This window comes from Bacillus sp. EB106-02-03-XG38, from assembly GCF_058792175.1.
Map to the genome: position 1 here is coordinate 363,425 of NZ_JBYTED010000002.1, position 14,929 is coordinate 378,353.

Consider the following 14,929-nt stretch of genomic DNA (forward strand, 5'->3'; position numbering starts at 1 on the left):
TCCTATTTTTCTCAAACACTTTCAGACAACATAAATAGTAATTTATTTTACACTTTTCTTTCAGGCGAAATATACGAGAAAGTTATGTAATAAAAATCCCCGTTTTTACAAGCGGGGATTTCTTTTATTATAATACGTCACGTTTTTGGAATAATGCACTTGATGCTACAAGTAATACAACAAAGTATGCAGCTACAAGTAAGAATGAAGTTGTAAATGTAAACTCTGAAAATGTTGGTTCCGCTCCGCCGCTTACTAGTTTATCGCTATCGTACACACTTAAATTTAAATGGAAAAACACTACAAACTTTGCTACACCTTTTGCAAACATCATCAGTACCATATTAATTGGTCCTTGTAAAAAGAAAAGGAACATCGTAATAATTAATGGTAAGACAGACTTTCTAAATACGTTCGCTAAGAAAAATGCAAGCGTCGCAAAGAAGAACGGTGAAAGTACTTGATATAACGTAGATTTCATTACGATTCCTATCGTTAATTCTGTTTTATTACCATCCATTACAATTCCGCCAATTATCATTGAAATGATCGTGTTAGCAAATATGATAAATACTATAGTAAGTAATACTGTAATATATTTAGAGAATAAAACGGTAATTCTTTTTCTTGGACGGATTAATAATTGCTTAATTGTACCTTTTTGGAACTCATCCGTAATCATACGAGTAGCAATCGTAATACCAAAAATTGTTGCAAGTAAAGTAATTAAACCAATATCTGAACTTGCAAAATTTAAATACGATCCTTTAAATTCACTTCCGTCTCCCCATTTCAGCATTGCTAAAACTCCCAAAATCTCCAATACTGCAATAACACCAATTAAAATATACATACCTTTTTTCGCATGCAACTTTAAAAATTCATTTTGAATTAATTTAAACATTACGCTTTCACTCCCCCTGTAATCGCTAAGAACTCATCCTCTAACGTTTTATTTTGAACAGTAACTCCGTATACAAGCACATCGTCATTCACAAGTCTTTTTACAAGTTGCGGGATTTCCTCTTTCGTTACAGATACTGCAATTACATTTCCTTGCGACTTACCTTTAATGATCTCATTTGCTTTCTGTACTTGATCTACTTCAAACGCTACGACGACTGTCTCATCATGTTTCGCTTGTTCATGTAAGTTGTACTCTTGTACAAACTCACCTTGCTTAATAATAACAACGCGATCACACATAAGTTCAATTTCACTTAATAAGTGACTTGATACAATTACAGCAATATTCTCTTCTTTCGCTAAACGTTGTAAATAATCACGAATTTGGCGAATACCAGCTGGATCTAATCCATTTGTCGGCTCATCTAAAATTAAAATTTTCGGCTGATGAAGTAATGCCTGCGCAATTCCTAAACGTTGTTTCATACCAAGTGAATATGTTTTCACTTTTTTATGAATCGCATGCTCTAACTCAACAAGCTTTACAATCTCAGCAATGCGCTCTTTGCTAATTGGTGTAATTGCCATATTCGCAAAATGCTTTAAGTTTTGCATTCCAGTCATATAATCATATAGTTCAGGATTTTCTACGATCGCTCCAATTTGCTCTAACGCCTTTTCACGCTCCGTGCGAATACTATGACCGCAAATTGTAATATCGCCCTCTGTCATTGATATAAGACCTGTCATCATACGAATTGTCGTTGTTTTACCACTACCGTTCGGTCCAAGAAACCCGTACACTTCCCCTTCACGAACTTCAAATGATAAACCGCGAATAATTTCCGTTCCACCAATCTTTTTTCGAACATTCTCTAACTTTACTACTACGTTTCCCAATGTTCATTCCTCCTTTAGACTTCTAGTTTTTTGTCGATTATGCGACCGGTTATATAAACAAGTAGAATAAATATTCCTATAGAAAAACTAAGGCTATATAAATTCATAAGTTTTTCTGGAAATAACATTATATCTGCATCTGGTGATTCATCTATATAAACTAAATTTCTTATTAAGGGTGCTATAGGAGCAAGCCCACCCAACATTTCATATATAATGCTCATAACTTTTGTTACTAATAAAAACAAGAAAAATATAATCGTATATTCAAGCTTCTTCTTTTTCAAAGAAAACATTTTAACGCTAGCTACTGCAAAAAGTAATACTAGCAATATGCTAGATAATTTAAATACATATAACATAGTACTAAAGAGGTGTTTTAGTGGATTGAATACACTTTGGGTAAATAACACTTCATAGAGCTCTGTACCTTTTATTATTTTCATAGAAATACCATATAAAAAAATAGAACCTATTACTTCGAAAATAAGGAGATAAATTACAGCATATAACACTATTGCTAAAACAATCTTTTTACCAGGTGTCGGTGTTAACCGAAATAATGTACTTTCAGTCATTTTCCCAAATGCAGACACTGCTTGAATATATATCATTGCTAAAAAGGTTATATATACTAGAATAACCAAGCTAATTATAATTATTTGCCTTACCTCTCCTGATTCTTGCTTAATGTAATTCCCCAAACTTACGAAAGCTACAGCGACAACAAATATAAATGATAACAAAGAAATAATAATTTGCTTTTTATTTATATTGTATATATATATTAAGCTCGATTTCACTTACTAAACACCTCCTTAAACACATCTGTAACAGCTTTTCCTCGCTGGAAGCGTAATTCTTCTACATTTTCATACAATACAATTTCCCCATCTTTTAAAAAGATTACTTCATCAAAAATATTTTCAACTTCATTTATTAAATGAGTCGCGATTAGTATCGTACAATCTTCGCGATAAAACTGTAATATAAGTTCCAGTACGTGTTCTCTAGAAACGAGATCAATTCCGCCAAGCGGTTCATCTAGTACGTATAACTTCGCTTTCCTCGAAAACGTTAAAATAATTTGTAACTTTTCAACCATACCCTTTGATAAAGCTGTAATTCTTTCTTCTAACGGTATTTTAAATTCCGCAATCGTATCTACCGCTTTTTGAATGTCGAAGTCTTTATAAAAATCTCGATAGAAAAATAAAGAGTCTTTTACCGTCATCCAATCATCAAATACTGGTTTATCCGACATAAAAGAAACAATTTCTTTCGTTTCCAATCCGACCTTTTTACCAGCGATTGTAATACTCCCTTCGGAAGGATGTTGCAGACCGGCAATTATTTTCAATAACGTCGTTTTCCCGCTTCCGTTATCTCCAACGAGTCCTATAATTTTCCCTTCCGTAATCTCTATGTTTAATTCACGAATCACTGCTTTTAATCCGTATCTCTTCCATAAGTTTTCTATTTTTAATAGCTCTGTCATTCGCTCTCCTCCCTCTTCTCATGTAATGAAGAACGAAGGATTGTAAGAATTTCTTCTTCTGAAAAACCTAAATTGTCCATTCCATCTATAAAAGAATGAAGTAATTCTTTGGCCATCTCTTTTCGCAGCTCCATAATTTTCTCCCCTTCATTCGTTACATATCGTCCCATTCCTCTACGTGTTACAACAACTCCGTCCCGTTCTAGCTCTTGAAATGTACGCTGAATCGTATTTGGATTTACTTGTAATTCACTCGCTAATTCACGCACAGAGGGAATTTTATCACCAGGCAACAAATGTCCTGTTACGATTTCTTTTTTTATGTATTCCATTACCTGAATGTAAATTGGTGTATTTGGAGAAAACTCTATTTTCATTTCTTCCCTCCTTTTGTATCGGTGTACTAGTTAAATAATACACTGATACAAAAAGATTGTAAATACCCATTTAATTACAAAAAAGTGCTATCCATTAGCCGAATAGCACTTTTCAAACAAAAATCGTTATACAAAAATAATAGTGTTATGTAAACAAAATCATAAAGAAAAGCTGTCTTATTAATGAATAAGACAGCTTTTCTTTATGATCATATATTAAAAATTAAACACGAAGTCATCATCAGATAACTTTTCAACGTTCGTCGCTTTTACGTAACCATTTCCTTTTACAGAGAAGAAATCATGGTTTTTCGTATCTGTACGTAAACCATTTAAAACGATTGGGTTAATTTCTTCTTCTTCAAACTTCGGCTCAAGTCCTAAGTTCATAAGTCCTTTATTCGCATTATAACGAACGAAACGATTTACATCCTCTACAAGACCGATAGAAGTGTAAATTTCTTCTGTGTATGCCATTTCAATTTCATATAGTTCCATTAATAACTCTTGCGTTTCTTTTTGCACTTCTTGTTGATCTTCTGCAGAAAGTTCCGCGAAGATTTGTTGTGCTAAAATACCGACGAATACGCCGTGAATTGACTCATCACGAATTATTAAGTTGATAATCTCACCACTTGCCGTTAGTTTTCCTTGACCAGCTAAGTAAAGTGGGTAGAAGAATCCACTATAGAATAGGTAACTCTCTAAGAACACACTTGCTACCATTGCCATGTATAACTCTTTTTTCGTTACTTCAGGCTTTAATAAACGACGATAGTAACTTGTAATAATACCAGCCTTTTTCTCAAGTAATGGATGATTGTCTACCCAGTCAAAAATATCATCGATTTCTTCTTCAGTAGCTAACGTTGTGAAAATATGACTGTAACTCTTCGCATGTACTTCTTCCATAGCACCCATGAAAGCTAATACACTTTTCGCTTGTAAATTTTCAAGATGAACAAGTACAAGAGGCATCCCTTCGCCGCCTTGCTTCGTATCTAACAGTGTTAAACCACCTAATACACGCTTATAAGCAATTTGTTCTTCTTTCGATAATTGCACCCAAGTATTTTTGTCAGAAGACACTGCAATTTCTTCCTCTGTCCAAAACTGAGCGATGTTTTGCTTCCAAAACATTAAACTAAAATCATCTTCTTTTTTGTTCCAGTTTACCGCACGCATTCAATCGCCCCTTCTCTAAATAAACATGAAAAATTGATAACTAAGCATGAGCAGGGTTCAGAAAACCCTGCTCATCATGTATCAATTTTTATATTAAACTGTACAAGCCACGCACTCTTCCACGCTTAACTTACGTGTTCTCGTATAATACAGACTCTTTAAGCCTTTTTTATGTGCATAGATGTAGTAACGTGCTAATTCACGTGTTGAAATATCACTATTAACGTAAAGAATTGTACTAATTCCTTGGTCAATATGTTCTTGAATTTCTGCGATTAAATCAATTAATTTAAACTGATTCATATCGTAAGAAGATTTATAGTACCAGAACGTATCTTTTGATAAATACGGCATTGGATAATATGTTGTCGCATTCGCATACGTTCTTGATTCGATTTGACTTACGATTGGCATTACGCTTGAAGTTGCATTTTGAACGTAACTGATCGATTGCGTAGGAGCGATGGCAAGACGATATGAGTTGTATAAACCATTCTTCTGCACTTGCTCTTTTAAACTTGTCCAATCTTCTTTTGTTGGAATATAAATTCCTTCAAATAATTGCTGAACTTTTTCAGTTACTGGACTATAATCAGTCGCTTCATACTTTTCAAAGTATGTGCCGTTCGCATAATCAGACTTATCGAAGTCTTTAAATGTTTCGCCTTTTTCTTTAGCGATTTCCATACTTTTCTCAATAGAGTAGTAATTTAACATCATAAAGAATGTACGAGCGAACTCTTTCGCTTCTGCACTTTCATAAGCGAGTTTATTTTTAGCTAAATATCCGTGTAAGTTCATGGCACCAAGTCCAACTGAATGAAGCTCATCATTAGCTTTTTTCACAGTTGGTGCATTCGGAATGATTGTCATATCAGAAACAGCTGTTAAAGCTTCCATTCCAGCATGAACCGCTTCACGAATTTCTTTATTTTCCATTACATTTACGATATTTAACGATCCTAAGTTACAGTTAATATCACGACGGATAATGTCATCTGTACCGTAATCATTTATTTCAGAAGTTTCTTGAAGCTGGAAGATTTCTGTCTCGAATGTTCAACCGAGTTCGCTATTCCTCAGTCCGTTGCTCATGCAACTGCTGTATGTCACCATACAGGACAGACTATATCACCACCTACAGCATTACCTGATTAGGTGCTCCGCTTTTCGAACGCCAATCGCTTGCGCTCTACTCCCATAAGGGATAGTCGTTAGGCTTTTACTTATCTTATTACTTCAGAAAGTCTCTTATTACTTTATGTTGTCCCATAACTCTGCTATACAAAATAATAAGATACATTCTGAACTTTTATATTTTCATTCTAAGATAAGATTTAGCACGGTAGGTTACCTCAAATTTGAGGCTTTCCCCGTTTAACGGAGTTTTCGACTAGCATTTCTACTAGAAGGTGCTACATATTTAACACAAGTTCGACATCTTCACAGTTCCAATATCCTTCAGTGGATGTTGGTTATTTGCATTTGATTTAAACATTAAGTACGGATAACCTGACTCAAGCTGAATCATAGCAATTTTAATAAGCATATCACGTGCACTAATATCTAGCGGTTTCTTCTTCACTTTAGGATTGCTCATTAATTCATCGTACATTTCATCGATATCAATATCATCTAAGTGCTTTCCGTATTCTTTATACACCGTATAAGGCGCGAAAACATGGAAAGGTTCGTTTTTCTCAGCAAGCTCAAAGAACTTACTTGGAACGATAATTCCGATTGATAGAGACTGAATACGGCTCTTCTCATCGGCATTTATTTTTTTTGTATCAAGGAATTCAATAATATCCCAATGGAAAATGTTTAAGTATACTGCGCCGGCACCTTTTCGTTGGCCAAGCTGATTTGCATATGAAAACGAATCTTCAAGTAATTTCATAACAGGTACTACACCACTTGCTGCGTTTTCGATACCTTTAATTTGCTCACCGCGTGCGCGTAGCTTAGATAAGTTTAAAGCTACTCCTCCGCCGATTTTCGATAATTGCATTGCAGTATTAATGTTAAAGCCGATTGAATTTAAGCTATCATCCATCTCTAACAAGAAACAAGACACCATTTCTCCTCTTCTGCTTCGTCCCGCATTTAAAAAGGTTGGTGTCGCTGGTTGGTAGTTTTGTTTTACAATCATGCTTGCGAAGTGTTTTGCCTTCGCAACATCACCGCGTCCTAAGTATAATGAAACAATTGCTACACGATCTTCATAGCTTTCTAAGTATTGTTTTTGATCATTTGTTTTTAACGCATAATCTTTGTAGAACTTAGATGCTGCCATATAAGATTGGAACTCGAAGTTTTCACCATAAGCGATGTTATATACCTCTTCTACTTCCTCCAAGCTATACTCGTCCAGAACGTTGTAATAGTAATCATGTTCTTTCATATACTCCATTCGCTCTGCCACGCTATTAAAATGAACGGTATTCTCTCTAGCTTCTTCCATAAAGACTTCTAATGCCTCTTTATCTTTATGAAGCTGATAAAAACCGTCCTGCATTTGCGTGATTTCATTATTCAGTTCAATGTGTCGCAATCTCCCGCACCCTTTCCTTAAAATATTCTACATCGTTATTTGTTCCTGATAACTCAAATTTTGATACAATAGGCACTTCATATTTAGCAGAAATTTTGTCAGCACTTGCACCGAACATGTCTCCCCAGTTACGATTGCCGCTTGCAGATACGCCTTTTAATTTTTCATTATTGCGCTCTAAAAATTCTAAAACACGTTCTGGTACATTGCCAAAACCTGTTGTATACGTAATTAAAACAAAGTCTTCATCTATTACTAGATCTTCACCAATTTGAACGGCCGGCATATTTAATTTGTGAATGAAACGCTTCACGTTTCCTGTCATAGAATCATATGCAACTAACATTTCCGACCCTCCCTCTCCAATCTATACTCTCTGTATGTTGTTCTTGATTTCTCTATATATTGTATTACGTTTCAAAATAAGACACAAGATATATGTATAAATTCTTTCTTTTTTTAACTTTTACTTTTCGACAAGACAGTCGATTTTTTTCAATACAATGACTATGAAACAACATTCTAAAACTCATGTCAATAAAGTGCTTTTCAAAAAAGTTGTCAACGAATTTAACCTTATTTTTAAAAAAGTTACCAATATATTTTGTCATAAAACGGCAAATGCTGGAGGAATATATTTCTCCAGCATCACGCAAAAAAGAACAGACATGAAACGATAATCTGTTCTAAAAAACGATTACATTTATCAATTTTACTTTATTAAATATTATACATATACTTTCGGTTCGCGTTACATACTAAAAGATAACTATTATAGAAAAAGATTATTATTATGGAAATTCAATGTATGCATGAAAAGATTATTCAGAGTGCTCAATGCGCAAAATATCTTTTACAAATATATGATGTGGATTTTCATCTTTATCAATCATTGTACATACAGGAGCTTCTTCATCAAAGTACACAATCATTCCTTCTACGTACTGATATGTATGTTGAACTTGTACAGTTACTTTAATTTCTACAGCCTCTTCATATGCTCTTTTTATTTTCTGAAGCATTTTTGCCGAACACTTACGTTTCTCTGGATACATGACCATCCCCATAAACCTATTGCCGGCTCTATCTTTCCACATATAATCCCAATGCGGTAATATGCCTTGTTTAAAATCGCCCATAATTCTCCTCCCCTATATTCTTCTAGTTACGAACGTGGCGTTTCTGAATATGTATAAATGACTTTTCCGCCGCGCTGCGCGTTCCCAATAATATGTTTAAAATCTTCTCTACTTACTACAACTTCCCTGAACGTATAAAATACATCTTTCGTAACAACGTACTCCTTTATTTCACCATTTTTCAGCTGATCTAAAATTGCATTTGCTAATTCTTTATCCATGTATTTCACCTCTATGCAATATTTTATTTTATCGTATATTCTATAGGTCAACAACTGTAAATTTATCCAGGTGCTATACCTTTATCTCATTTTCATTATTTTTCAAAAAAGATCTCTTTAGTATATGTCCACTAAATATCATATACTAACATAGCTACTTCTCTATATCAATCATTTCGACATTCAATTATGCAAAGTTCCATACCACTATGCTACAATATATAAATAGAACTAGGAGGGATACTATGATTCGGAAAGCAAAAAAGACAGATGCGAAACTGGTAGCACCTTTATTGTATAACGCTCTGCACGAAATTGCTGAAAAAATCACAGGTAGCACAGTTGAGACAGAAGTATTACTAGGACTTGAAACATGGTTCTCAAAAGAGAGAAATCGACTGAGCTATGAAAACTGTTTTGTATATGAGCAAGACGGAGATGCAGTTGGAGTTATTGTCGCTTATCACGGTAGTGAAGCAACAACGCTTGATGCCCCAATTGTACATCACTTAAGAGAATTACATAAAGATGAATCGATTACGTTAGAAAAAGAAGCTGAGCTTGATGAATATTACATTGACACATTATCAGTTTCAAGTGCATTTGGCGGAAAAGGAATCGGTTCTAAATTAATTGAAGCTGCTGAAATCCATGCAACTGAAAAGGAGCATGAAAAAATCGCATTACTTGTTAATTTAGAAAACAAACGTGCCTATTCACTATACGAAAAACTAGGTTACAAAAAAGATCAAATCGTTATGCTCGTAGGCGAACCTTATGCGCATCTCGTAAAACCATTAAATATCAAAATTTCTATATCTTAAAAAGAAAGCACACGATTTATATAAATCGTGTGCTTTTATGTTAAATTCGTATTTAATACATTTCCATTCATCGCCTCGTGAAACGTATATGTTGTACATCCCCATGGCTCTCTGTGCAAAATAGGCGTACCAGACCACCCCATCGCTCTCAGTTCCGCACCAATCATTACATTCACATAATTATGACCTATAAGAGCAATACTTCCATGTACGAGAGCGTAACGGTGTAATACGTAAGCCGCTTGCTTTGCCCTCTCTCTTACTTCCTTATAAGACTCCACATTTTTATGGTAACCAAGTATCCATAATGTTCGTCCGATAAACATCCATACGTTCGGTTTACACTTCAACCATTTTGGAGCATAAAAACCCGTCGGAATTTCAGCTTCCCTAAAAAGAGAATTTTGGATAAAAGATAAAGAATCCACTAGTTCAGCTGCTGACTGTACAGCACATGTTTGATCACTCGTTACAATCAATTTTGCTCCCTCAACCGCTTCCTTTGTTTCCATTGGTATAGGTGCTTTTTCTGTTATACTATGTAAGTCATATCCTTTCATCCATTCATGAAAGGATGTAACCGTCATTGGTTCTATAGTACGATCTAAGCGACCATGACGAATAAAAGAAATCTTCATTCTTTCCACTCTCCATTCATCACTTACGAACTCTATTATGTACTATTTTTACATATCATACCACGCAAAAAAAAAGAAAGTTATACAGCTTTACATATCCCCGCTACTCTCATACGAAATTGAAGCATGTACTCCATCAATCCCATCAAAATATGTAGTCGTTTCATGATGACGAATCTTTTTTAAATTTATATAAGAAAATACAAATAAAGTTAACGCTATAACACTCCCCACAAACTCAAACATCATTTTACCGCCTCTAATTTCTCCCACTTTAGTAGGTTATTGTCTATTTTTTTATTATACCCCCATATAACGATGTATGCATTTAAACCTTTCTTTTTTTTCTAACAACATGACATTCTTGCATATTTTCTTACAAAAAGTGAATATTTTTCGAATTTTTACTTTGAAAACATTTACAAAACAGGAAACATAGTTCAAAATAAAGGAAAATAAAAAATCCCAAATTATTCTTTTTTGGGAAAACTGTAACAAGGAGAGTTGCTTATGCAGATCGCAGAAACTGGAGATATCATTGAATTTAAAGGTGGAATGCAAGGCCGTGTTCAAAAAGTAAATCAAAACTCCGTTATTGTAGACATAACAATTATGGAAAATTTTAGAGAACTAGATATGGAACCTCTTACAGTTGTAAGTCATAAAAACTATACTGTCATTAATCAAAATGCATAATATAATAGAAAGAAAGGATCTGTATGGCATACAGATCCTTTCTTTCTATTATATATTAACGATTATCAATTGTTTCTGGATATAGATCATGGTTCATCATGCGATAGTCTGCCATTTGTTCATACTTCGTTCCTGGGCGACCGTAGTTGCAGTAAGGATCAATTGAAATCCCTCCACGTGGTGTGAATTTACCCCATACCTCAATGTAACGTGGATCCATTAATTTAATTAAGTCATTCATAATAACGTTCATGCAATCTTCATGGAAGTCACCGTGATTGCGGAAACTAAATAAATATAGCTTTAAAGATTTACTCTCTACCATTCTTTGTTCTGGAATGTAGCTAATATAAATTGTTGCAAAATCTGGTTGACCTGTTTTCGGACATAAGCTTGTAAATTCAGGACAATTAAATTTAACAAAGTAATCACGGTTTGGATGATTGTTATCAAATACCTCTAAAATTTCTGGGCTATATTCAAATAAGTATTTTGTATTTTGATTTCCTAATAATGTTACATCTTTTAAATCTTCATCTAATCTTCCTGCCATTTTAAACATCCCTTCTCATTATACTCCGCGTTTATTTCCCCATACTAACGCATGAAGCTGCGGCAATACTTTTGCATTATTCATTTCTTTACAGTTAACAGCTTTTTCAATAAGCCACTCATACTTATCTAATAGCTTTTTAATTAACATTGCATCATCCACAGTTTTTGTATCATCATTCCCTACTTGTAAGAAGAATGGTACATCTGGATAACGTTCATGCATCTTAACTGCATAATCGAAGTCATAATCGTCAAATACTACTACCTTTAAACTAATATCTTTTCCTGCTAGTTTCTGAATTACATCATCTAACTTCTGAAAATCAGTATTCATTGTCGAACTTGGTGGTTTTGGAGAAATCGTTATCTCATCAATTTGAAGTAACCAATCTTGCCATTTACTCCCTTGCGTTTCGATTGCCGTTTGCATTCCATTTTCTTTTAATATAGAAAGGAGAAACTCAATATTTTTCAGCAATGCCGGATTTCCACCTGAAATCGTAACATGAGAAAAATTTTCCCCACCAATTTCTACAAGCTCATTCCAAACGTCCTCTGCTGTCATCTGTCTAATTTGATCTTTAGCCGATCCATCCCACGTAAAAGCAGAATCGCACCAAGCACAACTATAATCACAGCCAGCTGTACGGATAAACATCGTCTTTTGTCCTACAACCATTCCTTCACCTTGAATAGTCGGACCAAATATTTCTAAGACAGGGATTTTACTCATCGAGCATCCACTCCCGTCTTACTTCCGCATAACTAGTTGGCGTCTCAAATAGACGAACAAATTCAACACGAGCTCCTTTATATTCGTTCACACGATTATCTTTTATTAATGCTTCTGCCATCTTCTCGTAAATCCAAACGACCATATTTTCAGCAGTCGTATTCATCGCTGGTAACGTTTCGTTTAAATAACGATGGTCTAAATAAATTTCTATTTCATTCTTCCAAATTTCTTTTATATCTCCAAAGTCAATCGCAAGTCCTATTTCATTTACATATCCACTAATCCCAAATACAACTTTATATGTGTGACCATGTAAGTTTTTACATTTCCCTTCATAACAGTGTAAATGGTGTGCTGCATCAAATGTAAATTCCTTGCTGACCATTACTCTTTTATTATGATATTTAAGCTGTTTACGCTGAATATCCTTGTCCATTTTTTGCAAATTTTCTACGATGCGAAATCCAAAGAAATTATCCATTAGTTACTCGCTCCTTCGCGTTCTTGTAGGTACGTATCTAATCCTGCTTTACGAAGTTGACATGCTGGACATTCACCGCAACCATCACCAATGATTCCGTTATAACATGTTAATGTTTTTTCTCGAACAAACTCGAATGCTCCAAGTTCATCTGATAATTTCCATGTTTCCGCTTTATCAATCCACATAAGTGGTGTATGAATTACGAACGGATAATCCATGGATAAATTTAAAGTAACGTTTAACGATTTCACAAACACGTCACGGCAATCTGGATAACCACTAAAATCAGTTTCACATACACCCGTTACAATATGACGTGCTCCCACTTGTTTTGCTAATACAGCAGCAAATGATAAGAATAGTAAATTTCGTCCATCTACAAACGTCGATGGCAATTCACCTTCTTCATGTGTAATCTCCATATCCGTTCTCGTTAACGCATTTGGAGCAAGTTGATTTAATAGACTCATATCTAGTACTGTATGTTTAATTCCTAGCTCTTTTGCAATTTCCGCTGCACAATCAATTTCTAGTTTATGACGTTGATTGTAATTAAACGTTACAGCTTCTACTTCTGCAAACTGCTCTATTGCCCAAAATAAACATGTCGTACTATCTTGTCCTCCACTAAAAACAACAACTGCCTTTTCTTTTTTCATTTCACTCATTCTCCTTCTCTACTACGAATAAGAAGAAAGAACGTTCTTGAACTGTCACAATAAAAAAACAAAACAATACCTAAAGATATTGTTGTTTCCATAGTTTTTTATAGAGGGAGTTCGCGAACCTCTCCCGCGCATCGCACGGAATTCCTTCTTTCATTGACAAAGCTTATTGTAACATATTGTATACAACCAGAAAAAATTTCTGATTTTTCCGCTATTTCTCATTTCATTTCTTTCATTTTATAGTATGATTAATTTAATATGAGAAGAGAGGAGGCATCCCACTGAAATCCTTTATTATTTATCTCTTTCTAAATATATTATTCATCCTTGTTACAATGCTCGTATACCATTTATTTTGGAATCAAAAAGGGAAACGCTCTCCTAAATTAAATTCAGCTATATTTATTGTATTATGTTGCCTCGTTACTATACTATGTATCACTTTCGCAGCAAAAACAAATTATGGATTTCAATTTGATATGCGTCATATCGTATTAGTTGTCGGTACATTAACTGGAGGTCCTATTGCTGGTGGATCAATATTAGTTGTATTAAATATATATCGCTTCTTATTAGGAGGAATAGGTGTTTTCCCATCGCTTATCGGTTCTATCCTTCTATTTATTGTTCTACTATTTACATACAAATTTTTCAATCGAACTTCTAATCGTATAAAAATAATACTTGCTATTATCTACAGTCTCACATACGGATTTAGTTGGATACCTTTCTTCCTTTCAAAGGTTACAAATAAGGCTGATTATATACCACATATTATTGTGTATGAGTTATGTACGATACTTGGTACTATCCTTATTTTATATTTATTACACATATTACAAACTCAAGTTCGTCTACAAAACGAACTTATGAATGCTGAAAAATTTCATTTAATTGGTGAAATGGCAGCATCCATCTCTCATGAAATTCGCAACCCATTAACTTCAACAAAAGGATTTTTACAACTTTTACAGTCAGATACATGCACTGAGCAAGAGCGAAAACTATATATCGACATAGCCATCAACGGAATCGAACAAGCAAACCATGTTCTTACAGATTATTTAACCTTTGCAAAACCAAGTATTGAAAAAGAACAAAGATTACAGTTAGAAGAAGAACTATTACATGCATTATCGCTAATTACACCGCTTGCTAATTTAGCAAATGTGCGTACTCATTATATAAAGCAAAGTACTTCTTTTTTTATCGCGGGAGAAAAACAAAAACTAAATCAATGTTTGTTAAATATTTTAAAAAACTGCATTGAGGCCATGCCAAAAGGCGGTGATCTTTATTTCACATTAGTTCCAGATCATAAACATATTCAATTATATATAAAAGATACAGGAGTTGGCATGGATCAAGAACAAGTAAAACGCCTCGGATCCCCTTTCTACTCAACGAAAGAGAAAGGTACTGGTCTTGGAATGATGGTCGTATTCAGTGTAGTTCAAGCTATGAACGGAAAAATTGATATTATAAGTGAAAAAGGTACTGGTACAACCTTCTTATTAACTTTCCCACTCATACAAAAAACGTGATGAA

19 protein-coding genes, 1 pseudogene and 1 riboswitch are annotated in these 14,929 nt (G+C 34.2%); of the genes and pseudogenes, 3 read left to right on the forward strand and 17 right to left on the reverse strand.

The features are described 5' to 3' along the window. Nucleotides 1–127: 127 nt before the first annotated feature. The 11 genes and pseudogenes from AC3WTI_RS11185 to ykzS all read right to left on the reverse strand — a co-directional run bounded on the left by AC3WTI_RS11185 (nucleotide 128) and on the right by ykzS (nucleotide 8,780). The gene (locus AC3WTI_RS11185) at nucleotides 128–904 is read right to left on the reverse strand and encodes an ABC transporter permease (RefSeq protein ID WP_087957992.1); all 777 of its coding nucleotides are present in this window, start codon (nucleotides 902–904) and stop codon (nucleotides 128–130) included. Further along, nucleotides 904–1,806 carry an ABC transporter ATP-binding protein gene (locus tag AC3WTI_RS11190; RefSeq protein ID WP_087957991.1) on the reverse strand — a complete coding sequence of 301 codons (903 nt, stop codon included), beginning with the start codon at nucleotides 1,804–1,806 and terminating at the stop codon, nucleotides 904–906. The genes AC3WTI_RS11185 and AC3WTI_RS11190 overlap by 1 nt, the downstream gene beginning before the upstream one ends. 14 nt (nucleotides 1,807–1,820) lie before the next feature. Further along, nucleotides 1,821–2,609 (reverse strand): ABC transporter permease, encoded by a 789-nt coding sequence (locus tag AC3WTI_RS11195; RefSeq protein WP_087957990.1) that lies wholly within the window; start codon nucleotides 2,607–2,609, stop codon nucleotides 1,821–1,823. Then, the gene (locus AC3WTI_RS11200) at nucleotides 2,606–3,304 is read right to left on the reverse strand and encodes an ABC transporter ATP-binding protein (protein WP_087957989.1); all 699 of its coding nucleotides are present in this window, start codon (nucleotides 3,302–3,304) and stop codon (nucleotides 2,606–2,608) included. The genes AC3WTI_RS11195 and AC3WTI_RS11200 overlap by 4 nt, the downstream gene beginning before the upstream one ends. Next, complete coding sequence (locus tag AC3WTI_RS11205) at nucleotides 3,301–3,681, reverse strand: GntR family transcriptional regulator (protein WP_000687513.1); 381 nt, start codon at nucleotides 3,679–3,681, stop codon at nucleotides 3,301–3,303. Before AC3WTI_RS11205 ends, AC3WTI_RS11200 begins: the two co-directional genes overlap by 4 nt. Before the next feature lie 216 nt (nucleotides 3,682–3,897). Beyond that, nucleotides 3,898–4,866: a class 1b ribonucleoside-diphosphate reductase subunit beta gene (nrdF, locus tag AC3WTI_RS11210; RefSeq protein WP_048526819.1), complete on the reverse strand. Its 969-nt coding sequence runs from the start codon at nucleotides 4,864–4,866 to the stop codon at nucleotides 3,898–3,900. Between the two features lie 93 nt (nucleotides 4,867–4,959). Next, nucleotides 4,960–5,910, reverse strand: a complete 951-nt coding sequence (locus tag AC3WTI_RS11215; RefSeq protein ID WP_306298338.1) for a ribonucleotide reductase barrel domain-containing protein — start codon at nucleotides 5,908–5,910, stop codon at nucleotides 4,960–4,962. A gap of 382 nt (nucleotides 5,911–6,292) precedes the next feature. Beyond that, a pseudogene (locus AC3WTI_RS11220) lies at nucleotides 6,293–7,420 on the reverse strand (ribonucleotide reductase barrel domain-containing protein); the annotation flags it as partial. Then, nucleotides 7,407–7,766: a class Ib ribonucleoside-diphosphate reductase assembly flavoprotein NrdI gene (gene nrdI / locus AC3WTI_RS11225; protein ID WP_048526818.1), complete on the reverse strand. Its 360-nt coding sequence runs from the start codon at nucleotides 7,764–7,766 to the stop codon at nucleotides 7,407–7,409. The pseudogene AC3WTI_RS11220 and the gene nrdI, both read right to left, overlap by 14 nt. Nucleotides 7,767–8,241: 475 nt before the next feature. After that, entirely contained in the window at nucleotides 8,242–8,559 is a 318-nt protein-coding gene (locus AC3WTI_RS11230) for a hypothetical protein (RefSeq protein ID WP_000502201.1), read from the reverse strand. 26 nt (nucleotides 8,560–8,585) lie between these two features. Beyond that, nucleotides 8,586–8,780, reverse strand: coding sequence for a protein YkzS (ykzS, locus tag AC3WTI_RS11235; protein ID WP_087957986.1), 195 nt, complete (start codon nucleotides 8,778–8,780; stop codon nucleotides 8,586–8,588). Between the two features lie 245 nt (nucleotides 8,781–9,025). Here ykzS and AC3WTI_RS11240 point away from each other — a divergent pair, with 245 nt between their 5' ends. Beyond that, complete coding sequence (locus AC3WTI_RS11240; RefSeq protein WP_087957984.1) at nucleotides 9,026–9,604, forward strand: GNAT family N-acetyltransferase; 579 nt, start codon at nucleotides 9,026–9,028, stop codon at nucleotides 9,602–9,604. A gap of 35 nt (nucleotides 9,605–9,639) precedes the next feature. Here the strand turns inward: AC3WTI_RS11240 and AC3WTI_RS11245 are convergent, their stop codons facing one another. Together AC3WTI_RS11245 and AC3WTI_RS11250 are read right to left on the reverse strand one after the other, a co-directional pair. Next, a complete protein-coding gene (locus AC3WTI_RS11245; protein WP_087957982.1) occupies nucleotides 9,640–10,242 on the reverse strand; it encodes a histidine phosphatase family protein in 603 nt (200 codons plus the stop codon). Nucleotides 10,243–10,332: 90 nt separating this feature from the next. Then, on the reverse strand, nucleotides 10,333–10,515 hold the full coding sequence (locus AC3WTI_RS11250; protein WP_087957980.1) for a hypothetical protein: 183 nt from the start codon (nucleotides 10,513–10,515) through the stop codon (nucleotides 10,333–10,335). 237 nt (nucleotides 10,516–10,752) lie between these two features. On the opposite strand from AC3WTI_RS11250, the gene AC3WTI_RS11255 reads away from it, so the two are divergent. Further along, the gene (locus AC3WTI_RS11255; protein ID WP_001165081.1) at nucleotides 10,753–10,938 is read left to right on the forward strand and encodes a YkvS family protein; all 186 of its coding nucleotides are present in this window, start codon (nucleotides 10,753–10,755) and stop codon (nucleotides 10,936–10,938) included. A 55-nt stretch (nucleotides 10,939–10,993) separates the two neighbouring features. Here the strand turns inward: AC3WTI_RS11255 and queF are convergent, their stop codons facing one another. The 4 genes from queF to queC are packed head-to-tail and all read right to left on the reverse strand — an operon-like array spanning nucleotide 10,994 to nucleotide 13,372. Next, nucleotides 10,994–11,491 carry a preQ(1) synthase gene (gene queF / locus AC3WTI_RS11260; protein ID WP_000918895.1) on the reverse strand — a complete coding sequence of 166 codons (498 nt, stop codon included), beginning with the start codon at nucleotides 11,489–11,491 and terminating at the stop codon, nucleotides 10,994–10,996. 18 nt (nucleotides 11,492–11,509) lie between these two features. After that, a complete protein-coding gene (gene queE, locus AC3WTI_RS11265) occupies nucleotides 11,510–12,226 on the reverse strand; it encodes a 7-carboxy-7-deazaguanine synthase QueE (RefSeq protein WP_097840624.1) in 717 nt (238 codons plus the stop codon). Next, complete coding sequence (queD, locus tag AC3WTI_RS11270; protein ID WP_048526811.1) at nucleotides 12,219–12,710, reverse strand: 6-carboxytetrahydropterin synthase QueD; 492 nt, start codon at nucleotides 12,708–12,710, stop codon at nucleotides 12,219–12,221. The genes queE and queD overlap by 8 nt, the downstream gene beginning before the upstream one ends. After that, nucleotides 12,710–13,372, reverse strand: a complete 663-nt coding sequence (queC, locus tag AC3WTI_RS11275) for a 7-cyano-7-deazaguanine synthase QueC (protein WP_000711596.1) — start codon at nucleotides 13,370–13,372, stop codon at nucleotides 12,710–12,712. The genes queD and queC overlap by 1 nt, the downstream gene beginning before the upstream one ends. Nucleotides 13,373–13,465: 93 nt before the next feature. Further along, a riboswitch (PreQ1 riboswitch) is annotated at nucleotides 13,466–13,509 on the reverse strand. A 207-nt stretch (nucleotides 13,510–13,716) separates the two neighbouring features. Between queC and kinB the strand changes: the two genes are divergently transcribed. Beyond that, complete coding sequence (gene kinB / locus AC3WTI_RS11280) at nucleotides 13,717–14,925, forward strand: sporulation sensor histidine kinase KinB (RefSeq protein ID WP_071722266.1); 1,209 nt, start codon at nucleotides 13,717–13,719, stop codon at nucleotides 14,923–14,925. The last annotated feature ends 4 nt before the right edge of the window (nucleotides 14,926–14,929 follow it).